Below are 20953 nucleotides of genomic sequence, written 5' to 3' on the forward strand. Positions count from 1 at the left end.
CCGTCAGTCCGTCAGTCCGTCAGTCCGTCAGTCAGTCCGTCAGGAGAACAGCGCCCTGCCCCACCAGTCGTCCGCGTCCCGGACGCCCGGCGGGACGGCGAAGAGCGCCGAACCCACGTGCTGGATGTATTCGTTGAGCGCGTCGGTGCGTGCCAGCCGCCGCTGTACGGGCACGAATCCGTCCCGTACGTCGTGCTGGTAGGCGAGGAAGAACAGCCCCGCGTCCAGCCGCCCCAGACCGTCCGTGCCATCGGTGAAGGAGTAGCCGCGGCGCAGGATCCGGGCCCCGCCGTTGGAGTCCGGATGCGCCAGCCGGACATGCGCGTCCGGCAGCATCGCCCTCAGATCGGGCTCGTCGTGCTCGCGTTGCTTTCCCTGCGGCGCGCCCTCGCCCTTGTCCCGGCCGAAGACGTCCTCCTGCTCCTTGAGCGAGGTGCGGTCCCAGGTCTCGATGTGCATCCGGATGCGGCGCGCCACCAGGTACGAGCCGCCGGCCAGCCATGCCGGGCCCGCCTTGCCGCTCACCCACACATGCTTGTCCAGGGCGGCGGTGTCGGTGCCCGCGATGTTCCGGGTGCCGTCCTTGAAGCCCATCATGTTGCGCGGGGTCTGGGCGTCCGGCGTGGTCGAGGAGGTCTTGCCGAAGCCCAGCTGCGACCAGCGGATGGCCACCTTGCCCATGCCGATCCGGGCCAGGTTGCGGATGGCGTGCACGGCCACCTGCGGATCGTCGGCGCACGCCTGCACACACAGATCGCCGTCGCTGCGCGCCGGTTCGAGGTTGTCGCCGGGGAAGGCGGGCAGGTCGATCAGCGCCTCGGGGCGGCGGTCGGCGATGCCGAAGCGGTCCTTGCCCTTCTTGTCCTTGAACAGCGTGGGCCCGAAGCCGATGGTGAGGGTGAGCCGGGACGCCTTGAGGCCCAGCGCCTCGCCGGTGTCGTCCGGCGGGGCCTCCGCCAGATCGCTCACCGCGCCGCCGCCGACCGCGTGCCCCTGGGTCATCCGGGCCGCCGCCTTCGTCCACTCCTTCAGCAGCGCGATCAGCTCGGCGCGGTCGTCGGTGGTGACGTCGAACGCCGCGAAGTGCAGCCGGTCCTGCACCGCGGTGGCGATCCCCGCCTGGTGCGCCCCGTGGAAGGGCACCGCGCCGCCGCTGTCCGCGACCGTCCGGGTGTCGTCCGCGTCGCTGCTGAGCGCGGCCGCCGCGCCTCCGGCGGCCGCGGCGCCGAGCGCGAGCCCGGCGCCGCCCCAGCCGATCAGCGCCCGGCGCGAGGGAGCCGTGTTGGCCTCGTCGGTCATGCCCGGCCCCCTCACTTGGTGACGACGGCGGCGGCGAGCCGGGAGAGCGGCTCGGCGAGCGCGTTGACCGCGTCGGACAGCTTCTTGCGCTGGGACTCCGAGACGGTGTCGTACGACACGAAGTCATCGCCCTCGCGGTACTGGTCCAGCAGCTTGGCGACGGCCGCGAACTGCTTGTCGAGCTCCTTGGCCAGCTCCGGGTCGTTCTTCGAAGCCACGGGCTTGAGCAGCTTGTACGAGGTCTCGGCGCCCTCGACGTTGCCCTTGAAGTCCACCAGGTCGGTGTGGCTGTAGCGCTCCTCCTCACCGGTCACCTTGCCGGTCTGCACCTCGTCCAGCAGCTCCTTGGCGCCGTTGGCCATGCCGGTGGGGGTGATGTCGGCGGTGCCGACGCGCTTCTGCCAGTCCTTCAGGTCCTTGATGAGCTGGTCGGCGAGGTCATGGTCGGCCGCGGTGATCTTCTTGGCCTGCCACAGCGACTTCTCCAGCCGGTGCCAGCCGGTCCACTTCTGGCCCTTCTCCAGGCCGTCCTCGCGCACATCCACCTTGGGGTCGATATCGCCGAAGGACTCGGCGACCGGCTCGGTGCGCTCCCAGCCGACGCGGGAGGGGGCGTAGAGCTTCTTGGCGCCCTCGAGATCGTCCTTCTTGATCGCGTCGGCGAACTTCTGGACCGTGGGGAGCGTGTCGTCGGCCTGCTTCTGGACGTACGTCCGGTACTCGGCCACCGCCTTGTCCAGCTTGGGGTCGCGCTGGGCCGGCTTGTCCTTGCCGGTGGCGGACACCTTCTGGCGGATGCCGTGGCCCTTCATCCCGGGCTTGCAGGCGATCTCGTACGAACCGGTCTTGATCTCGGCGTTGATGGAGGTGCTGGTGCCGGGGCCGATGTTCTCCCGCTCGGTGACAATCCGGTCGCCCGGGGCGTAGACATAGACCTCGGTGACCTTGGAGCCCTTGTTCTCCACCGCGAGCTTCACATGCCCGGCGGGGAAGGAGGTCTTGGAGACCTCGCACGCGCTGTCGGAGGCGGTGACCTGGATGGCGTCCGAGTCCTTGGCGTCGGACTTCTGGGCGCATCCGGCGACGGCGGTGATCGTCGTCAGTGCCGATATCGCGGCGACAACGGAGGTGCGAGCGGCTCGCATACGGGCTCCAGACGGAATCAGGGCAGGCAGGACAGGACGGACGTGCGGGGGGCGGATAAGGCTGGCCTAACTTAACTGAGCCTTGCCTGTGTGGATCCCGTGTAAGGTCAAGGAGTACCCTGTGGATGGCAAAGGTTTGGTCAAGGTGGCTGATTTGATGCGGTTCGCAGTCCGGGAAAAGTGACGCACGCCTCTCATGGGCGCGGCTCGTCGGATGTCGGCTTCGATGCCGTCTTTGATGTCTTGTGTGCTCTGGGGCAGCAACGGGCGGGCCGATCGGAAGGCGTCAGCGCATCGGGCACGGGATCGTCGGGCGGATGCGGTTCGCGGTGCATGCGACGACCTGGACCGAGGCGAAACCAGTACCTCGCAGGTACCACCCGCCGACGACATCGCCGCCCCAGCCGAGCCGGTCATCCGCTGCCGCGAACCACTCGGCCTGCTGGGAGGGAGCCTTGTCGTGGTCGGTGAGGAAGGACGGGCTTAAGTCGCTGACCTGGTCTCTGTACCAGGCGGAGGCTTCGTCGGGTGCCTCGAAGGTGGCTTTGATCATTCTGGCCGGGCGGAGCAGCCAGTGCGGTACCTCCAGCGGGGGCACGTCGCTCGCCATGAAGGCGGGGCTGGCCGCCGCGATCTGTTTCCACTCCTGGGGTGAGATGTCCTGTACGACGAGGTGTGGTGGCCGCCGGGCGGACTCGTCGTCGTAGGTGCGGCGCTCTCCGGTCCAGCGGTAGCAGTGCCAGTGGGCTGGCATGGGTGGGGGCGGAGCGGTCATCGGAGGTACCTCCTGGTGGTGGGGAGCGGCCCGCCCCCTGGCCGGGCGGAGAGCTGGCCAGGGGGCGGACTGCTATGGCGCTTGACGCTGGTTATCTCGCGTACTGGCGGCCGTCGTCCGAGTCGCCGGGCGTCCCACCGCTCGGTGACGGGGCGTCGGTGTCCGGCATGGTGTCGCCGTCTTCCGGGTCCTGATGGACGACGGCATGCTGTAATCGCATGGGGTTCTCCTGTGAGTTCACTCGCGCAGGGGTGTCCCCGCGCGATGGCGCGGTGCTCGTCCCGGCCACTGGCCTGCAAGCGGGAGCCGGGGCGAGCTCTTCTGAAGGGGGACTCCGGCTTTGCGATCCCCAAATCGGGGCCGGAGCCTTGCCCTGCGGCGGCTACGCCTGGGCTGTGCCTGCCGCAGGGGGCTTGGAGGGCGGGCCGCTGGGGCCGTCGTCCGGTACGGGGGCCCGGACCACCAGCGACCCACCCGGCTTATGGCGCGAGGGTGCTCGCGAAGCAGAGGTGGACCGCGAACGCCAGCAGCGCGGGAACCACGCAGAGCATCAGGCTCATGCGAGCGGCACGGAAGGCGAGCAGCCCGGTCCGCTCGGCGGTCGACCGCCGACGGCGCCGCGTCATGTGCCCTCCTCTGCCCGAGCCAGGCGCGCTGCCTCCTCGTAGACGCTGAGCAGCCGCTCCCCGGTCGCGCATACGGCGCCGGGCGTCCGGCAGGCCGGGCAACTCGCAGCGTGCTCGATGGCTGCTCGCCATGCCTCCTCAGCGTGCAGGGCGACCCCGGTCTGCTCGCCGCCCGCCATCAGCAGCGCTCCTGCGGCCTGGCCCGGAACGCCGCGTTGGAGCCACGCGGGCGGCCGTGCTGTGGGCAGTCGACGCTGCGGATGATCAACCGCACTTCAGCTCGCCCCATACCTGCTTGCCCCAGCGGTACCGGTCCGTCCCCCAACGGTCCGTAAGGACATCGACCAACAGCAGCCCCCGGCCTCGGGTGTTGTCGCCATTGGAGTCCGTCCGCAGGTAGGGGACATCGCGGGACCGGTCCACGACGCCGAGGCGAACGAACTTCTCGGACGGTCGGGTGACGACGACGCGGATCGACTCCAGACGGGCGTGTTCCACGGTGTTGGAGACCAGTTCGGTGATGACCAGCTCGGCGTCCTCTATCAGGCCCTCCTGCCCCCAGGCGGCCAGTGCGGTCCGCACCAGCTTGCGGGCTGCCTCCGCGCTCTCCGGTACGCGGCGCATGGTCTGGGAGTATCCGGGGTGCCCGGTGGGGCGAGGTGTAGCGGTCACGGACATCAGGACCTCAGTGGGTGCGAAGTGAGCGGCCTTGTCCGAGTGAACGACGGCTCGCCGCGCGAGAGAGGGAAATGTCGCCCAGGTATGCACATCGCCCAGCCGGAAATTCTCGGCCGCCTCTCCTCACGGAGGGGGCGCGCATCGCTACGGTGGGTACATGGAGGGGAACGAATACCTCATCAGCGCCCTGCGCGAGAGCGGGCTCACCCAGGCTGGGTTGGCGGACGCGGTAAACACTCACCTGCACCGCGACGGCTACGAAGGCACGGTCAGCGACCGGACGGTTCGCAACTGGCTGACCGGAAAGACCCGTTGGCCGCACTCTCGGCAGCGGGCAGCCTTAGGGGCAGTATTCGGATGTACGGCCGAAGAACTGGGATTCGTCCCACCGGCCCCAAGATGCCCCGCCACAGAACCGGAGGATCCCGTGAGGCGCAGGAACTTCCTGATGGCCACCACCGGTACGACGGCTGCGGTCGCCGTTCCTCTCATCGCACAACACTCCGTAGGCACCTCGGAAGTCATCCGCCTCCGTTCCGGCTTGGACGCCTTGGTGGCCCTGGATGCCACACGGGGAGGTCACGACGAACTGGAGCGCAGGGCCCTTGCCGGGGCGGCCGAGACGCTGGAGAAGCAGAAGCTGGGCGCCTCCCAGCGCATCCGCCAGCGGCTGTTCAGTGTGGCCGCCACCTACACGTGCCAGGCCGCCTGGTCCGCCATCGACGACAAGCGCACCGACCGGGCTCGCGGCCTGCTGGAGCGGGCGCTCTATCTGGCCGGGATGGCCAAGGATCCCGTTGCCGAGATGCAGGTCTGGAACTTGTACTCCAGTCTCTCCCACCACCGTGGTGCGTACACCGAGGCCGTCGACTGCGGCTATGCGGCCCAGGCGACGGCCATCGCCCGGCGGGATCCGTTCTACGCCTCTCTGGCCCACGTCCGGACGGCGCTCGCCCACGCCAATTTGGGCGAGCGGCAGCCCGCCTTACGCTCCCTCGGGTGCGCCCACGAGGTATTGGGCAAGGCGTCCTTGGATGATCCCCGGCCGATCTGGACCGTCTTCTACGGACCTGGCGAGCTGCTCGCCCTCACGGCCATCGTCCGGGACAAGATCGGCCAGCCCGTGGAGGCCGAGGCCGCCTCCCACCAGGCCCTGGCCGACATCCCCCAGCACTTCCGCCGCAACCGTGCCCTGGCCACCGCGCGGCTCGCCATGACCCAGCTCCACCAGCACGATGTCGACCAGGCGTGCGCCACGGCCTCCACCGTCTTCGACCTGATGGACGGGCACCCGATCCCCGGACGCATGCGATCCCTCCTCGGGGACTACTACCGCGACCTGATCTCCCTCGCGCCGAAGGCCACCGTGGCGCGCGAGTGGGGAGACCGCTACCGAACCGAATGGAGCCGCGCGTGACCGCCGCAGGGCTGAACGTCCGACACTTCACCCACACCGATCTCCCGGAGATCCGCCAGACGCTCATCGACGTACACGCCGACGCCCTCGCGGACGAGATGGACGACCCCTTCAACCAGCGCTTCCCCTGGTTCGTGGACCACTGGGGCGGCCAGCCGGGGTTCGCCTGCGTGATCGCGTACGACGGCGACAAGGCCGTGGGCTTCGCCTACGGCGCCCCCGGCAGCCCTGGTCGCGAGTGGTGGCGCGAGCACCTCGACCCGGCGCCGGAGAAGCACCGGACCTTCTCGTACTCCGAACTGGCCGTCATGCCGGCGTGGCGGAGGCAAGGCGTGTCCGAGCGGCTGACCCGCGCGCTGATGGAAGACCGGGACGAGGATCTCGTGGTCCTGCTCGTGGACACCGAACACCCCCGGGTACAGGTCCTGTACGAGACCTGGGGCTTCCGCAAGGTGGGGGAGCGCCAGCCCTTCCCGGACTCCCCGGTCTTCGCCGTCATGCTCGCCGAGCTGCCCCTGAAGTAGACCCAGAACGGGGAAAGTTGGTGCTGGGCTTTCAGCAGGGTGCTGAGTCCAGCCTCTGCCGCACTCCTGGAGTACGCCTCCCGCCGTTCCTCCTTGGCAATCTTCGCCCGGTGTCACTGCTGGAGCCATCCGCCCAGGAGAGCGCCCGCGCACTGACTGGGGCCCCGATCAGGCCGATCCACCCTGCTGACACCTCTGCTTCCACGGTTAGATCACCAGTCCTCGCGGAGAAGGCGGGCGACCTGACGCCGCCATTGCTCGGCAGCCTCCTCTGCTCGCCCCTCAGCTCAGCGCACGGCGGGCCTAGGCTTGTCCGGCTTCCAGTTGGGTGAGGTAGTCGGTGGCGGTGGCTGTTTCGGCGGCGCTGATGCGTTGGTAGATGGTCACGGCCTTACGGAGGCTGATGATCGCGGCCTGTGTGTCGGTGTGTGCTTGGCAGCGGCCGGTTCCTTCAAGGGCGTGTGCCTCGTCCAGAGGGCTGCGGATCTGACGAGCCAGGAGGAGAGCCTGCTGGTAGGTGTCAATCGCCTGCTGCGGCTGCCCGGAGCGGGCGAGCAGGGTGCCCGTGCTGTTCAGCGCTTCCGCTTCCCCCTGCGTGTCACTGACTTCCGCGAACAGCGCCCGTGACCGGGCCAGGAGATCGGCCGCCGCGGTACAGTTCCCCAACTCGGCCTGTACCCGGCTCAGGTTCTGCAGGGCGCGTGCTTCGCCGTGGCGGTTTCCGACGGTGCGGTATAGCTCCAGGGCCTGGCCTGCTAGCTCGGTCGCCCCCGCGTAGTCACGCGTCGACCGTCGCAGCTGTCCCAGGTTCTGCAGGGTGTTGGCTTCGCCGTGGCGGTTTCCAAGGGCGCGGTATAGCTCCAGGGCCTGGCCTGCCAGCTCGGTCGCCCCCGCATAGTCACCCGTCGACCGTCGCACCCAGTCCAGGTTCCAAAGGGCGTTGGCTTCGCCAAGGCGGTCGCCGAGGGTGCGGTACAGCTCCAAGGCATGCCCTACCAGCTCCCCTGCCCCCGCGTAGTCACCCGTCAGTTGCCGCACCCAGCCCAGCTCCCGCAGGGTGTTGGCTTCGCCGTGGCGGTCGTCGAGGGTGCGGTATAGCTCCAGGGCCTGGCCTGCTAGCTCGGTCGCCCCCGCGTAGTCACGCGTCGACCGTCGCAGCTGTCCCAGGCTCTGCAGGGTGTTGGCTTCGCCGAGGCGGTCGTCGAGGGTGCGGTATAGCTCCAGGGCCTGGCCTGCCAGCTCGGTCGCCCCCGCGTAGTCACCCGTCAGTCGCCGCACTTCGCCCAGGTCGTACAGGGCGTTGGCTTCGCCGAGGCGGTCGTCGAGGGTGCGGTATAGCTCCAGGGCCTGGCCTACCAGCTCGGTCGCCCCCGCATAGTCACCCGTCGACCCTCGCAGCTGTCCCAGGGTCCAAAGGGTGTTGGCTTCGCCGTGGCGGCCGTCGTGGGTGCGGTATAGCTCTAGGGCCTGGCCTGCCAGCTCGGTCGCCCCCGCGTAGTCACCCGTCAGCTTCCGCACCCGGCCCAGGTCGTGCAGGGCATCTGCTTCGCCGAGGCGTTTTCCGAGGGTGCGGCACAGCTCCAGGGCCTGCCCGGCTACCTCCCCCGCCCCCGCATAGTCACCCGTCAGTTGCCGCGCCCAGCCCAGGTCCCGCAGGGCGCCTGCTTCGCCGAGTCGGTCGTTGGTGTGGTGTGCGGTGGTGGCGGCGGTGTGGTGGAGGGTGATGGCTTGGTCCCAGAGGCCTTGCTGGCGGAGGTAAGCGGCCATGGCGTCCGCGAGAGCGATGAGGTGGGTGGGTTGGGTGTGGGCGGTGGTGTGGTGGGCGCAGGCGAAGAGGTTGGGGTGTTCGGTGCGCATCCAGGCGAGCGCGAGTTCGCGGGTGGTGAGTTCGGGTGCTGCGTCGGGGGCAATCTTGGGGTGGGCGTGGGGGCGTGAGGCGTTGCTGAGGCGGTGGTCGGCGGTTTGGGCGGTGTGGGTGTAGTAGGTGAGGAGGCGTTGGGTGGCTTGGGTGCGGGTGTCGGTGGGGTCGTGGGTGGTGAGGGTGTGGGCGTATTCGCGGAGGAGATCGTGGAGGCGGTAGCGGCGGGGGATGGGTTCTTCGATGAGGTGGTCGGTGTAGAGGGTTTCCAGGTTGCGTCGGGCCTGGGGCAGGGGGACGTCGGTGAGGGCGGCCGTGGCGTAGGGGTCGATGTCGGGGCCAGGGTGGAGGCCGAGGTGGCGGAAGAGGTGTTGGAGGTGGGGTGGGAGGTCTTGGTAGGAGAGGTCGAAGGCGGCGGCGACGGCGCGGTCGCTGGTTTCCAGTTCGCTCAGGCGATCCTGTGCGGTGGCGAATTCGTCGGTGAAGGTGGTGAGGTCCCAGGTGGGGTGGTGGGCCAGGCGTCCGGCGAGCAGGGTGATCGCCAGGGGTAAGTGGCCGCAGAGCCGTACGGCTTCGGTGACTGCGCTGTGCTCGGTGTCGGTGGGGGTGCGGCGGGCCAGGCGGGTGAAGAGGCGGGCGGCCTGGTCGGGCGGCAGGGTGTCCAGGGGGAGGGGTTCTGCGCCGTCGAGGGCGATCAGGCGCCGTCGGCTGGTGACCAGCACCAGGCACTCCTGGGACGCGGGCAGGAGGGGTTCGACCTGGCCGGGGCTGGCGGCGTTGTCCAGGATCAGCAGCATCCGGCTGCCGGCCAAGCGGTCCCGCCATAGTGCGGCGCGTTCCTCCAGGCTGTCGGGCAGGTTCTGGGGGCTGATGCCGATGCTGATGAGCAGGGTGGCCAGGACGTCGGCAGGGTCGGCGGGAGGCTGACCGGCGGTGTGGGCGTGGAGGTCTACGAACCGGTGCCCGTCCGGGTAGCGGGCCGCGAGCTGATGGGCGGCGTGGGTGACCAGTGCGGTCTTCCCGACCCCGGCCATGCCGTCGACCGTGTGGATGCTGATGACCGGGGCCCGCCCCGCCTCGGCCGCGCGCAGGAGGCGATGCAGTTCGCCCTCGCGACCGGTGAAGGCCGCGATGTCGCGCGGCAGGGTGCTGTGCAGAGCGGCGGGAGCAGGCCGGGGCGGCGCCTGCGAGGTGGGGCGCTGTGACTGTTCGCGTCGGCTGGCGGTGCGGGCGGTGTGGTAGGCGCGCCAGAGGCGCGTCAGGGCCTCACCGGAACCGAAGAACTCGTCGGCCTGGCGGGCGACCGGCTGGGTGGGGGCCTGGGTGCAGCGTTCGAGATGGGTGACGTAGGTCTTGTCATACCCGAGGCGCTGGGCCAGGGCGAGTTGGGAGAGCTTTGCGGCGGTGCGCAGCCGGATCAGTTCGGCCGCGAACGCTTCGGCGGCCTGCCGTAATGGACCGCCCGCACTGTCCGCGACCTGGACCGGCACCGAGTTCCCCGGCGCGCGGTCGGGCGGTGGGCTGTGCGGTTCGTCTACGGGCAGCGGAGGGTCGGTGGCTTCGTCTGGCACGGGCCGCAGGTGGGCGTTCGGCCGGGGTTGGTCCACCGGGTCTTCGTCGTCTGGTGATGTGCCGGTGGCATCCATGCCGTGCCCCTTACCGTCCAGGTCCCCGTCACGCGCCCCAGGCGGGGCCGGATCGGCGAACGCGGATTCGGTGCTCGGGAGGCGTGTCCTTGGCGGACCACCGTTGGGCAGCGCACGGGGCGCGTACCAGAAGCGCACAGGAGCAAATACCGGAGCGAACCGCCTCTCCCGTCGCAGCAGAGCATTCCTGTCCCAGATGTGACCAGAGCACCCGCTGCGTGGGCTGGGGCACCACAGCCTCGCAGCGAGCTTGCGGCTGTTCCCGGAGCCGCCGTCGAGCCTCTGGCCGAAGGCGCTGGGACCGTCTGCGGTCGGCCGGTCTCGCCGGAGCGTGCCTGGGCTCGTGATGAGTGGTGAGTGAGGGGTGAGTGAGCTCTCCTCACCATGGCCTCACCCATCCGCTCACCGGTGTGCTGAGGACACCGGGGCGCCGCATCAGGGCGAGCGGTCCGGGCGAGGGGAAGGAGAAGGCGATGACCACGATGACGGTGATCCCGCCGGCGGACGAGGGCTGGTTCAAGAGCAGCTTCAGCGGGGGCGGGGGCAACTGCGTGGAGGTCCGTTTCCAGCGGGGCCTGGCGCACGTGCGTAACACTCACGACAGGAGTGGCCCGATGGTGACATTCAACCGGGCCGAGTGGGAGGCGTTCCTGCTCGGGGCGTGGAACGGCGAGTTCAATATGCCCGCCTGATATAGCAGGGCGTAGTCAGGGTGCTGTGGGCCGATTCCGGTCCACAGCACCTTTCAGCATGACCGAGTACGACTCAGTATGAATTGGGCCGAACCTCCGGAGCCCTCATCGCCGTCCAGGCCGTCGTGACAGACGGGGCGGCGTGTGTGAGGTTGGGAAGCGGAAGAGACTGGGCCGCTGTTGTCACGGCGCTGGGCGCCGAGAGGTCTGAAGGGGGAGGGCTGGGGATGGGGGATGTCTTACCCGGCGGGCCGGGAGGCGGATCAGTGCGTGGTGGGGTGTGGTCGGATCTGTCCGGGGCGGCCCGTGATGTGGTGCAGGCCGGACACGTACACGGTGGTGTTCACTTCCACAGTCCCGCCCCGGTGAGTGCCGAGGTTCCCGTGCCGCGTCAGCTCCCGGGCGATGTGTCCGGCTTCGTCGGCCGGGCGGCCGAACTCGCGCAGCTGGACGAACTGCTGCCCGAGGACGGCGGAGGTCCGGAAGGGGTCGTGTCGGTCGTTGTGATCGCCGGAACTGCCGGGGTGGGCAAGACCTCCCTCGCCGTACACCTGGCACACCGGATCAGCGGACGCTTCCCTCATGGACAGCTGTTCGTGAACCTACGCGGCTATGACACTGGGCCGCCGCTGGCGCCCGCTGCGGTGCTGGAGCGGTTCCTGCGCGCGCTCGGTGTTCCGGGTCCGGCGGTTCCGTCCGGGCTGGAGGAGCGAGCGGAGCTGTACCGGTCGCTGCTGGCGGACAAGCGGGTCCTGGTGGTGCTGGACAACGCCGCCACCGTCGGGCAGGTCCGCCCGCTGCTCCCCGGCACCACGGGTTGCCTGACGTTGGTGACCAGCCGTCACCGCTTGTCCGGGCTGGCCGTGCGCGACGGCGCCCGCCGCATCACCCTGGGCATGCTCAGCGAGCAGGAATCGGCCGAGCTGATCACCGCGGCCACCCGCGGCTACCGCACCGGTGACGACCCGGGTCAGATCGCCGAACTGGCGCAGCTGTGCGCGCGTCTTCCGCTGGCTCTGCGGATCGCCGCCGAGCGCGCCGCCACCCATCCGCTGTTCGCTCTGCCCGAGCTGGCCGCGCAGTTGCGGGACGAGTCGACGCTGTGGGAGGCGCTCTCCAGCCCCGACGAGGAAGAGGCCGATGCGGTACGCACCGTCTTCGCCTGGTCCTACCGCACCCTCCCTCCCCCCGCCGCCCGCCTCTTCCGACTCCTTGGCCTGCACCCGGGCCCGGACATCTCGGTTCATGCGGCCGCCGCCCTGACCGAACAGGAACCCCGGCAGACCCATAGCCTGCTTGACCTCCTGGCGGGTGCCCATCTCATCGAGTCCATCGGGGCGGACCGGTACCAGTTCCACGACCTGCTGCGCGCCTACGCCACCGACCAGGCCCACCAGGAAGAGACCCTCGAAGGCCAGCACGCCGCGTTCCACCGCCTGGCCAGCTGGTACCTCTACACCGCCGATGCCGCCTGCGCGGCGGCCCAGACCTTCGATCCTTCCATCCTGCCCCCGGAGCAGACCGGCCCGGCACCAGTGATGGCCTTCGGCGGACAGCAGGAAGCATTCGCCTGGCACCAGGGCGAGCAGGCCAATCTCCTGGCCGTCGCCCGAACTGCCGCGCAGGCAGGACTGGAGGAGATCGCGTGGCAGTTGCCGGCCGCTCTGCACGGCATTCACATGGCCCGCAGCGTTTTCGACGACTGGAAGGCGATGGCCGACATCGGGCTGGAGGCCGCCCGACGGCTGGGTGACCAGCGGGCCCAGGCACTCATGCACAACTCCCTGGGCATCGCGAACAAAGACTCCGGACAACTGGTGCGAGCCACCGAACACCACCAGGCCGCGCTCGATCTCCGTACCCGCATCGACGACCACGCCGGGATGGCGGAATCCGCCAACGGCCTGGCCCTTGTCCATCTGGGGCGCCGCGAACTGGACGCCAGCCGTACCCGTCTGGAACAGGCCTTGGCCCTCTACCAGCAGTACGGCCCTCACCACTGGACCGGTGTGGTCCTGTGCAACCTCGGCTTCACCGCCGCCGACCTGGGCGAACTCCATCAAGCCGCCCACTTCACCCGCCAAGCCCTGGCCGTGTACCGGGAAACCGGAGCCGATCACTCTCTCCGCATCGACGCCCTACGTCTTCTGGCCCGCCTCGCCCGGGAAACAGGCCAATATGCCCAGGCCGAGGAGCATCTTGCGGACGCCTTCTCGCTGCAGGAACACTCAAGCTTCGTCACCATCGACGCAGCCCTCCGGCTCGAACAGGCCACCTTGCTGAACGCACAGAACCGTCACGAGCAAGCCGTTGAGGCGTACTGGGTGTGTGAGAGGCTCCAGCGCTCCATCGGTAACCGCACCGGCCAGGCCCTGGCCTACGACGGCATCGGTCAGACCCTGCGCGCTCTCGGCCGTCTGACGGAGGCCATCGACTTCCACACCACGGCCGCCCACATCCTCCGCGACCAGAATCAGCCTTGGGGCCTGGCCAACGCCCTCGCCCACCTTGCCGACGTCTGCATGGCTGATGACCAGCCCGAACATGCCTGCCAGCACCGCGCCGAAGCCCTCGCCCTCCTCGACGGCTTCACCGACCCGCCCGCTGCCGCCCTGCGCCAGCGGCTCCAGGAGCTGACCACCGGATGACCCAACAGCGGTTCCTGTCCGCGCGCCCCCTCGTGGCGCGCGGGTGAGCCGTACGTGACGCGGCGCGGAGCAGTGCGGACCCGGCCCGCTGCGGCATGGCCGCCGCACCGGTCGCCCGCGCTCACCGATCCTCCTGCCCGGTGGGCGCGGGCTTCGCGCATGCGGTGCCTCAGGCGCTGAGCCGGAACTCCTCGGCCAGCTCCCGGAAGATCCCCGCGTTCAGCGCGTAGGCGCGCTTGCACTCCTCCACCACGCGCTGCTTCTCCAGGTCGTCCACCGGCAGGGCGTCCAGCAGCGCGCGGTACTCCCGCTTGAAGGCCGCCGGGTTGGCTATCGACTCGAAGACGTAGAACCGCACCCCGTCGCCCTTACGGTCGAAGCCCCAGGTCTTCGCCGCCGTGTCCCGGACGATCTGGCCGCCGGACAGATCGCCCAGATAGCGGGTGTAGTGGTGGGCCACATAGCCCGCGGGCCAGTCGCGGGCGCACTCCGCGACCCGCGCCGCGTACGCCGCCGTGGCGGGCAGCGCGGTGAGGCCGCTGCGCCAGTCGGCCCCGCCGAGGTGGGCCAGATCGCGCTCCAGCTCGGCCCGCCGGGCCAGCTCCGGCCGGAGGAACGGGCCCGCCACGGGGTCCGCCGCGAGGGCGTCGGCCGGGGACTCCAGGGCGCGGTAGACGAACCACAGCTGCTCGGAGTAGCGGCGGTAGGCCGCCACCCCCAGCCGCCCACCGAGCAGGTCGCTCATGAACGACGAGCTCCCGACGTCCGAGTGCGCTTCCCGTGAGGCATTGCGGATCAGGGCGGAGAACTCCACGGTGGACCTCCGGGGGCCGGGGTGTGTAGGTTAGCCTTACCTAAGTAGAGGCCACTGCCTACGTCAATAGCTTTCCCGACAAGCTGTCGGTAAAACGGCCGCCGAAGAATCGGCCCCCGGCACAAGACATCTTCGAACCGCCCCGGCCCCTACGGCAGAGTGAGGATCTCCGCCCCGGTCTCGGTCACCACCAGCGTGTGCTCGAACTGCGCCGTTCGCTTGCGGTCCTTGGTGACCACGGTCCAGCCGTCCTCCCACATGTCGTACTCATGGGTGCCCAGCGTCAGCATCGGCTCGATGGTGAAGGTCATCCCCGGCTTGATCTCGGTGGTGTGGTGCGGGCTGTCGTAGTGCGGCACGATCAGGCCGGAGTGGAACGAGGTGTTGATCCCGTGGCCGGTGAAGTCGCGGACCACGCCGTAGTCGAAGCGCTTGGCGTACGACTCGATGACCCGGCCGATGATGTTGATCCGGCGGCCCGGCCTGACGGCCTTGATCGCGCGGTTGAGCGACTCACGGGTGCGCTCGACGAGCAGCCGCGACTCCTCGTCCACCTCGCCGCACAGGTAAGTGGCGTTGTTGTCCCCGTGCACCCCGCCGATGTAGGCGGTGACGTCGAGGTTCACGATGTCGCCGTCCTTGAGGACGGTGGTGTCGGGGATGCCGTGGCAGATGACCTCGTTGACCGAACTGCACAACGACTTGGGGAACCCGCGATAGCCAAGCGTCGAGGGATACGCACCGTGGTCGCACATGTACTCATGGGCCACCCGGTCCAGCTCGTCCGTGGTGACCCCCGGCGCGATCAGCTTGGCGGCCTCCTCCATCGCCCGCGCGGCGATCCGCCCGGCGATCCGCATGCGCTCGATCGTCTCGGCGTCCTGGACCTCGGGCCCGTCGTAACGAGTGGGGCCCTCCTTCCCGACGTACTCCGGACGCGGGATCGAGGCGGGGACGGTGCGGGTGGGGGAGAGCTTCCCCGGGACTAGAAGCGACTGGCCAGACATGTCAGCGAGTGTATCGGCGGCGCATGGGGCAGCATGGCCGCAAGGGAGTACGAGCGGAAGGTCGGGGCCGGGATGGCGCTGTTCAGGAGAGGGACCGCCGGCAAACCCGGCGAGTGGTACTACTGCATCAAGCACCAGAAGGTCGAGGAGGGCCCGGAGTGCCGCGCCGCCGACCGCCTCGGCCCGTACGCCTCCCCGGAGGAGGCCGCCCGCGCGATGGAGACCTCGCGCGAACGCAACGAGGAGTGGCGGAACGACCCGCGCTGGCGCGACGACGAGCCCCCGGCGACGGGCTGAGGCTGATTGGGGTCCCCGCTACAGGCTGCGCGGTGGACCCCCACACCTCAGTGGACCCCCACACCTCAGTCGCGCTTCTCCTTGCGTTGCCTGTCCCGCAAGTACTCCTCCACCACATCCGGGTGGCGCCGCATCGCGGCCTTGAGCTGGCCTCTGCGGTAGCGGACCCGGCCTTCTTCGACTCTCTGCTCCCAGCCCTCATGCGCCTCGACAAGCCGTTCGGTGATGAGGAACTCGATGACATCCTCGATACAGGGCCTGAACCGTTTCCCGCCCACCGGTATGTGCAGCTTGTCGAGCGTGCGCTTCTGGTCGGCTCTGCCGTTCAGCGCTTCCAACGCGGGCGACGTACCGTAGACCTGCACATGCGCGCTGGTGTATTTGTCCTTGCCCCGTTCGTAGTCGAATTGGCAGAGGCAGGTCTCCAGGTCCTCGTCGGCGAAGATTCCGCAATACGACGAGTGCACGGCCAGATGCGATCCCTCGTCGTCGAGGCGGAGCTGAAAAGACAGGTTCATCCAGGCGCGAGGTCTCCTGTTGTCCACGCGCAGCGGGAAGGCTTCGGGCTGGGTCGGTTTGATGCGGGTCAGGCCGTGACCAAGAGTGAAGACGGGGCCCGCCTCGGAACGGGGGCGGAGAACGGCGGCGATGCGAACGTGCCGGCATACCGTCCCGTTGAGCGTCTTCTGTAATTCCTGAGCGAACGCACGAGCCTGACGTTCGAGCTCAGAGGTCAACCGTGCCGCCGATCGATACCCACAGTGCGTGTGCCTGCGCGGAGGTGAAGTAGCCGCTGCTCGCCTGCTCTTCGAGCTCGGCGTATGTCAGACCGAGCCCGTCCAACGCGCGCTGGGCAGCGGCCTGGTACTCCTCATCGGAGACCACGATCACGACGTCGTCGTCGTGATCCGTCGTCCACTGCTCGTTGATCGTCACACTCATCGTCTACCCCCCGGACGGCCTCTGACCCTGCCAGTGTGCTGCGGGACACTGACAGCATCCCGTATTCGTGACCTCGCCGACAGTTACATACCCCGATTGGGTGAACTGTTACCGGTCAGAGTGGTCGACCGAGAGAACGGCGTCGGCGGGGGCGCCCTCACCAATGCGTCGGTGGCGGCGCCGCCAAGTGCTCCGCCAGCCGGGCCAGCCGGTCCTGGAAGCGGCGGCGGCCCGGGCGCGGCAGGCTGTTTTCCCCGGCGGCCGCGCTGACCAGGTGCTGGAGGGTGTCGAGGTCGAGTTCGCCGCCCTCGGGGGTGGAGAGCGCGTCATGGGCCAGGGCGTGCAGTTCGGTGTCGCCGCCGTCGAGGGCGAGCACGGTCGCCCCGCCCCGGCGGGCGTCGTTCACCCGCTCCAGCAGCCCGGCCCCGGGGTCGCCCGGCGCGACCACCAGCAGGGTCTCCCCGCGGCCCGCCCGCTCCAGCCGCCCGAGCCCGACCGCCAGATGCGCGGGGACGGCGGTGCCCTCCGGCACCCGGTGGCGGACGAGGGTGGGGGACAGCTCGGGCAGCCCGGACCAGGCCGCCTCGTCGTCGAGGTGCGCGGCCAGGTGCCACGGTTCGTAAGCCTCGCTGCCGACCAGCAGCAGTCCGCCCGCGCGCGGTCCGACCGAGGCCCGTAGCGAGCCCGCGAAGCGGCGGGTGGCCTGGAGCCATTCCGTTCCGGCGAGGACTTCGCGCAGCAGCGTGACCCTTACGGCGTCCATGGCATCCGGATCCTGCCCCGGCCCGCGCCCCGGCGGGCGCGATTCGGGCCCGGCTCACCCGTTCGGGGCATATGCGGCAGGCATGCCGTCGACCAGGCCCGCGCCCGGCGCCCACACGCCCTCCGTTCGCGTCTCCAACTGTTCATGCGCCGTCTCTTGACGCTCTGTGAGGCAAACCCTAAGGTCGCCGCACACAAGGGACATCCTACGTCCCATTTATCTGACTCGGCACTCGATTGCGACGGGGCATCGGGAGGTCTGATGGCAGTCGACACGGGGGCGGCCCGCTCGTACGAGGTGTCCGTTCCGTTCCGGGCGGGGACCGAGGGCTATGCGAGCTACCGGATCCCGGCAGTCGTGCTGACCCACGACGGCACCGTCCTCGCGTTCGCCGAGGGCCGGGTGGAGTCCTCCGCCGACGACGGCCATATCGACCTCGTGCTCAAGCGGTCGGCCGACGGCGGACGGAGCTGGGGCGCGTTACAGGTCGTGGCCCGCAATGGCGACGGAACGGCGGGCAACCCCGCCCCAGTCGTCCTCGACGGCGGCTCGAACGACGGCCGCGTCCTGCTGGTGCACGTCCGCAGCGCGGCCTCCGCCACCGAGGACCGGATCCGGCGCGGCGAGGTGAGCGCGGCCGACGGACGGCGGGTGTGGCTGACGTACAGCGATGACGACGGCGCGAGCTGGAGCGAGGCCCGCGAGATCACCGCGAGCACCAAACGGCCCGAATGGCGCTGGTACGCCACCACCCCCGGCCACGCCCTCCAGCTGCGGTACGGTCCCCACGCGGGCCGGATCGTCATCCCCGGCAATCACTCCCTGCCCCCGACCGTCCCCGGCGACGACGGCACCGAGGGCCGGTACAACGGCGGGCACGACCTGCTCAGCGACGACGACGGCGCCACCTGGCGGATCGGGTACGTGGACGACAACCCCGACGGCTACGTCAACGTCAACGAGACCACCGCCGCCCAACTCCCCGACGGGCGGGTCTACTTCAACACCCGCACCGACGCCACCGCGCCCGGCACCCGGGCCGACGCCCACTCCGGCGACGGCGGCGCCACCCTGGACCTCCCCTTCCGGCCGCAGGCCGGTCTGGTCGCCCCCGTCGTGGAGTGCAGCGTGCTGCACCTCGGCGAGCCGGACGCGCTGCTCTTCTCCGGCCCCGCCGACCCCGCGTACCGGGCGCTGATGACCGTCCGCACCAGCTTTGACGGCGGCGTCACCTGGCGGACCGGACACACCGTGAACGGCCTGCCCGCCGCCTACTCCGATCTGGTCCGGCTCGACGACGCCACGGTCGGACTGCTCTACGAGACCGGCGACTTCAGCGCCTACTCGACCATCACATTCCGGCGCATTCCGATGGAGGAGCTGGTATGAGCGACACCGCAAGAAACCGGAACATCTGGACGCACGGCACGCCGCGCCGCGCGGTCCTCGGCGGCGCCGCCGCCGCGGCCGCCGGGTTCGCCCTCGCGGGCTGCGGCTCGGACGGCGACGGGGGTGATGAGCCCAAGGACCGCAAGAAGGGCGAGAAGATCACCCTGACCTTCTGGTCCTGGGTGCCGGGCATCGACAAGCCCGTCGCCCTGTGGAACAGCAAGAACCCGGAGGTGCGGGTCAAGGTCGAGAAGGTCTCGGCCGTCGACGGCGCCCAGTACGCCAAGATGCACGCCGCCATCAAGGCGGGCAATCCGCCGGACCTCGGCCAGATCGAATACCCGGTGGTGCCCAGCTTCCTCATCGACAACGGGCTGCTGGACCTGACCAAGTACGGGGTCGCCGACCACAAGGACAAGTTCATCGGCTGGCAGTGGCAGCAGTCCGTCTTCGGCAAGGCGGTCTACGCCGTACCGCAGGCGTCCGGTCCGATGGGCCTGTTCATCCGTCAGGACCTCTTCGAGAAGTGGGGCATAGAGCCGCCCGCCACCTGGGACGAGTACGAGGCGGCGGCCACCGCGATCCGTAAGAAGGGCGCCTGGATCGAGACCTTCTCGGCCACCAACGGGAACCGCTTCGCGGGGCTCGCCTGGCAGGCCGGGGCGCGCTGGTTCGGCACCGAGGGCGACACCTGGACCGTCTCCATCGACGACGAGGCCACCCGTAAGGTCGCCGACTACTGGTACGGACTGGTCCGCCGGAAGCTCATCAAGACCATCCCGGACCGGCAGAACGCCTGGTACAAGGATGTCCAGACCGGCGACATGGCCGCCTGGCTCGGCGCCAGCTGGGGCGACGCCCTGCTGGTCGGCAACGCCCCCAAGACCGCGGGCAAATGGCGCGTGGTGCCCATGCCGCAGTGGAAGAAGGGCGACGCCGCCTACGCCAACTGGGGCGGCTCCACCACCGCGGTCTTCGCCAAGACCAAGTACCCCAAGGACGCGCTGGCCTTCGCGGTCTGGCTCAACACCGACCCCGAGTCGATCAAGCTCCTGATCGAGAACGGCTATGGCACCCCGGGCGCCAAGCAGGGCTACACCACCTCCCAGCTCGATGTGCACAAGGACTTCTTCGGCGGCCAGGAGTACAGCAAGGTCTTCGACGAGGCGAGCAAGGGCGTGGACACCAGTTGGAAGTGGGGCCCCGCCACGGACACCCTCTACCAGCGGCTCGGTGACGCCTTCACGGCGGCCATCGGGGACGGGTCCGACTTCCGCTCCGTGCTGAAGAAGGTGCAGAGCCAGACGATCACCGATCTGAAGGAAAAGGGCCTCCAGGTGAAGGCCGGGTGAGGCGGGTGAGAGGAGCCCCCCGCCGCCTCACCAGGACCGAGGCACGCAGCGCCCGGGCGGCGTCCGGGTTCCTGCTGCCCTTCCTCGCGCTCTTCCTGCTGTGCTTCATCGCCCCGATCGGCTACGCCCTCTACGAGAGCCTGCTGAAGGTCGAGCGCACCGGGCCGCTCGGCCTGGGTGGGGAGACCAAGCAGGTGTGGGCGGGGCTGTCCAACTACGCCCACGCCCTGGAGGACGACCGGTTCACGGCGGGCTTCGGGCGGGTGCTGCTCTTCGGCGCCGTCCAGATCCCGGTGATGATCGCCTTCGCCACCGGGCTCGCACTGCTGCTGGACGCGGCGTCCGCGCGCTGGGTCGGCTTCTTCCGGACCGCCTTCTTCCTGCCGTACGGGGTGCCCGGTGTGATCGCCTCGATCCTGTGGGGCTTCCTCTACGTCCCCGGGATCAGCCCGCTGGTGGAGATGGCCCATTCGGTGGGCTGGAACGTGGACTTCCTGGGCCGCGGGGCGGTCCTGTGGTCGATCGCCAACATCGTCACCTGGCAGTTCACCGGCTACAACATGCTGGTGCTGATCGCCCAGCTCAAGGCCGTCCCCGGCGAGCTGTACGAGGCGGCGCGGATCGACGGGGCGAGCGCCTGGCAGGTGGCCCGGCACATCAAACTCCCGCTGATCCGGCCCGCGCTCGTGCTCACCACCGTCTTCAGCCTCATCGGCACCCTCCAGCTCTTCGCCGAACCGAAGGTGCTCAAACCGCTGAGCAACTCCATCGACTCCGGCTACACCCCCAATCTGGCCGCCTACAACGAGGCGTTCACCAGCAACAACCAGCACATCGCGGCGGCCGAGGCGGTACTGCTCGCCGTCGTCGCCTGCGTGCTGTCCTTCGGCTTCCTGAGGCTCGTGGGGCAGCGGGGGAAGGACGGCGAGAGCGGATGAGCGAGGCGAACGACCTGGCCGGCGGCGTGGTCGCGGGCGAGCCCGGCGGGCCCTCGGGACGGGGCGCCGCCCGGGCGGGGGCCCGCCCCGCCCCCGCCCGCGCCCCGCCCCGGTCGGTGTGGTATTAACAAAATAGAGCGGCG

General features: G+C 69.6%; 22 protein-coding genes. 9 read left to right on the plus strand and 13 right to left on the minus strand.

The annotated features are described in order from the left end of the window. Positions 1-39 precede the first annotated feature (39 nt). The 7 genes from efeB to ACFXB5_RS29000 form a co-directional block, all read right to left on the minus strand. Entirely contained in the window at positions 40-1299 is a 1260-nt protein-coding gene (efeB, locus tag ACFXB5_RS28970) for an iron uptake transporter deferrochelatase/peroxidase subunit (RefSeq protein ID WP_385212955.1), read from the minus strand. Positions 1300-1310: 11 nt separating this feature from the next. Further along, the gene (efeO, locus tag ACFXB5_RS28975; protein WP_385212958.1) at positions 1311-2444 is read right to left on the minus strand and encodes an iron uptake system protein EfeO; all 1134 of its coding nucleotides are present in this window, start codon (positions 2442-2444) and stop codon (positions 1311-1313) included. A gap of 286 nt (positions 2445-2730) precedes the next feature. Next, a complete protein-coding gene (locus ACFXB5_RS28980; RefSeq protein WP_201856999.1) occupies positions 2731-3219 on the minus strand; it encodes a hypothetical protein in 489 nt (162 codons plus the stop codon). A gap of 91 nt (positions 3220-3310) precedes the next feature. Further along, positions 3311-3439 (minus strand): hypothetical protein, encoded by a 129-nt coding sequence (locus tag ACFXB5_RS28985; RefSeq protein ID WP_269146384.1) that lies wholly within the window; start codon positions 3437-3439, stop codon positions 3311-3313. A gap of 259 nt (positions 3440-3698) precedes the next feature. Further along, the gene (locus ACFXB5_RS28990) at positions 3699-3845 is read right to left on the minus strand and encodes a hypothetical protein (RefSeq protein ID WP_201857000.1); all 147 of its coding nucleotides are present in this window, start codon (positions 3843-3845) and stop codon (positions 3699-3701) included. Further along, positions 3842-4024 carry a hypothetical protein gene (locus tag ACFXB5_RS28995; RefSeq protein ID WP_201857001.1) on the minus strand — a complete coding sequence of 61 codons (183 nt, stop codon included), beginning with the start codon at positions 4022-4024 and terminating at the stop codon, positions 3842-3844. Before ACFXB5_RS28995 ends, ACFXB5_RS28990 begins: the two co-directional genes overlap by 4 nt. Before the next feature lie 85 nt (positions 4025-4109). Continuing rightward, on the minus strand, positions 4110-4523 hold the full coding sequence (locus ACFXB5_RS29000; RefSeq protein ID WP_385212963.1) for an ATP-binding protein: 414 nt from the start codon (positions 4521-4523) through the stop codon (positions 4110-4112). 427 nt (positions 4524-4950) lie between these two features. Here ACFXB5_RS29000 and ACFXB5_RS29005 point away from each other — a divergent pair, with 427 nt between their 5' ends. Next, positions 4951-5940, plus strand: a complete 990-nt coding sequence (locus ACFXB5_RS29005) for a hypothetical protein (RefSeq protein ID WP_385212966.1) — start codon at positions 4951-4953, stop codon at positions 5938-5940. Beyond that, a complete protein-coding gene (locus ACFXB5_RS29010) occupies positions 5925-6464 on the plus strand; it encodes a GNAT family N-acetyltransferase (RefSeq protein ID WP_385212968.1) in 540 nt (179 codons plus the stop codon). The genes ACFXB5_RS29005 and ACFXB5_RS29010 overlap by 16 nt, the downstream gene beginning before the upstream one ends. Positions 6465-6767: 303 nt before the next feature. Here the strand turns inward: ACFXB5_RS29010 and ACFXB5_RS29015 are convergent, their stop codons facing one another. Further along, positions 6768-9968, minus strand: coding sequence for a tetratricopeptide repeat protein (locus tag ACFXB5_RS29015; RefSeq protein ID WP_385212971.1), 3201 nt, complete (start codon positions 9966-9968; stop codon positions 6768-6770). 368 nt (positions 9969-10336) lie between these two features. Between ACFXB5_RS29015 and ACFXB5_RS29020 the strand changes: the two genes are divergently transcribed. Both ACFXB5_RS29020 and ACFXB5_RS29025 read left to right on the plus strand, forming a co-directional pair. After that, complete coding sequence (locus ACFXB5_RS29020) at positions 10337-10660, plus strand: DUF397 domain-containing protein (protein WP_385212973.1); 324 nt, start codon at positions 10337-10339, stop codon at positions 10658-10660. Positions 10661-11025: 365 nt separating this feature from the next. Further along, entirely contained in the window at positions 11026-13308 is a 2283-nt protein-coding gene (locus ACFXB5_RS29025; protein WP_385212976.1) for an ATP-binding protein, read from the plus strand. Between the two features lie 169 nt (positions 13309-13477). Here the strand turns inward: ACFXB5_RS29025 and ACFXB5_RS29030 are convergent, their stop codons facing one another. Together ACFXB5_RS29030 and map are read right to left on the minus strand one after the other, a co-directional pair. After that, positions 13478-14122 (minus strand): heme oxygenase (biliverdin-producing), encoded by a 645-nt coding sequence (locus ACFXB5_RS29030; protein WP_385212979.1) that lies wholly within the window; start codon positions 14120-14122, stop codon positions 13478-13480. A 149-nt stretch (positions 14123-14271) separates the two neighbouring features. Continuing rightward, entirely contained in the window at positions 14272-15129 is an 858-nt protein-coding gene (gene map / locus ACFXB5_RS29035) for a type I methionyl aminopeptidase (RefSeq protein ID WP_385212982.1), read from the minus strand. Between the two features lie 72 nt (positions 15130-15201). On the opposite strand from map, the gene ACFXB5_RS29040 reads away from it, so the two are divergent. Next, positions 15202-15426: a hypothetical protein gene (locus ACFXB5_RS29040; protein WP_020871893.1), complete on the plus strand. Its 225-nt coding sequence runs from the start codon at positions 15202-15204 to the stop codon at positions 15424-15426. 65 nt (positions 15427-15491) lie between these two features. Here ACFXB5_RS29040 and ACFXB5_RS29045 read toward each other — a convergent pair whose 3' ends face one another. The 3 genes from ACFXB5_RS29045 to ACFXB5_RS29055 all read right to left on the minus strand — a co-directional run bounded on the left by ACFXB5_RS29045 (position 15492) and on the right by ACFXB5_RS29055 (position 17131). Then, complete coding sequence (locus tag ACFXB5_RS29045; protein WP_385212985.1) at positions 15492-16163, minus strand: hypothetical protein; 672 nt, start codon at positions 16161-16163, stop codon at positions 15492-15494. After that, positions 16153-16368: a hypothetical protein gene (locus tag ACFXB5_RS29050; protein ID WP_385212987.1), complete on the minus strand. Its 216-nt coding sequence runs from the start codon at positions 16366-16368 to the stop codon at positions 16153-16155. Before ACFXB5_RS29050 ends, ACFXB5_RS29045 begins: the two co-directional genes overlap by 11 nt. A 157-nt stretch (positions 16369-16525) precedes the next feature. Continuing rightward, positions 16526-17131 (minus strand): hypothetical protein, encoded by a 606-nt coding sequence (locus ACFXB5_RS29055; RefSeq protein WP_385212990.1) that lies wholly within the window; start codon positions 17129-17131, stop codon positions 16526-16528. Between the two features lie 261 nt (positions 17132-17392). On the opposite strand from ACFXB5_RS29055, the gene ACFXB5_RS29060 reads away from it, so the two are divergent. The 4 genes from ACFXB5_RS29060 to ACFXB5_RS29075 are packed head-to-tail and all read left to right on the plus strand — an operon-like array spanning position 17393 to position 20938. After that, entirely contained in the window at positions 17393-18520 is a 1128-nt protein-coding gene (locus tag ACFXB5_RS29060; RefSeq protein WP_385212993.1) for an exo-alpha-sialidase, read from the plus strand. After that, positions 18517-19872 carry an ABC transporter substrate-binding protein gene (locus ACFXB5_RS29065; RefSeq protein ID WP_385212996.1) on the plus strand — a complete coding sequence of 452 codons (1356 nt, stop codon included), beginning with the start codon at positions 18517-18519 and terminating at the stop codon, positions 19870-19872. Before ACFXB5_RS29060 ends, ACFXB5_RS29065 begins: the two co-directional genes overlap by 4 nt. Continuing rightward, the gene (locus tag ACFXB5_RS29070) at positions 19869-20810 is read left to right on the plus strand and encodes a carbohydrate ABC transporter permease (RefSeq protein ID WP_385212999.1); all 942 of its coding nucleotides are present in this window, start codon (positions 19869-19871) and stop codon (positions 20808-20810) included. The genes ACFXB5_RS29065 and ACFXB5_RS29070 overlap by 4 nt, the downstream gene beginning before the upstream one ends. Then, positions 20807-20938 (plus strand): hypothetical protein, encoded by a 132-nt coding sequence (locus tag ACFXB5_RS29075; protein WP_385213002.1) that lies wholly within the window; start codon positions 20807-20809, stop codon positions 20936-20938. Before ACFXB5_RS29070 ends, ACFXB5_RS29075 begins: the two co-directional genes overlap by 4 nt. Positions 20939-20953: the final 15 nt, after the last annotated feature.

It is taken from the genome of Streptomyces sp. NPDC059455 (assembly GCF_042750115.1).
GTDB classification, from domain to species: Bacteria; Actinomycetota; Actinomycetes; order Streptomycetales; family Streptomycetaceae; genus Streptomyces; species Streptomyces endocoffeicus.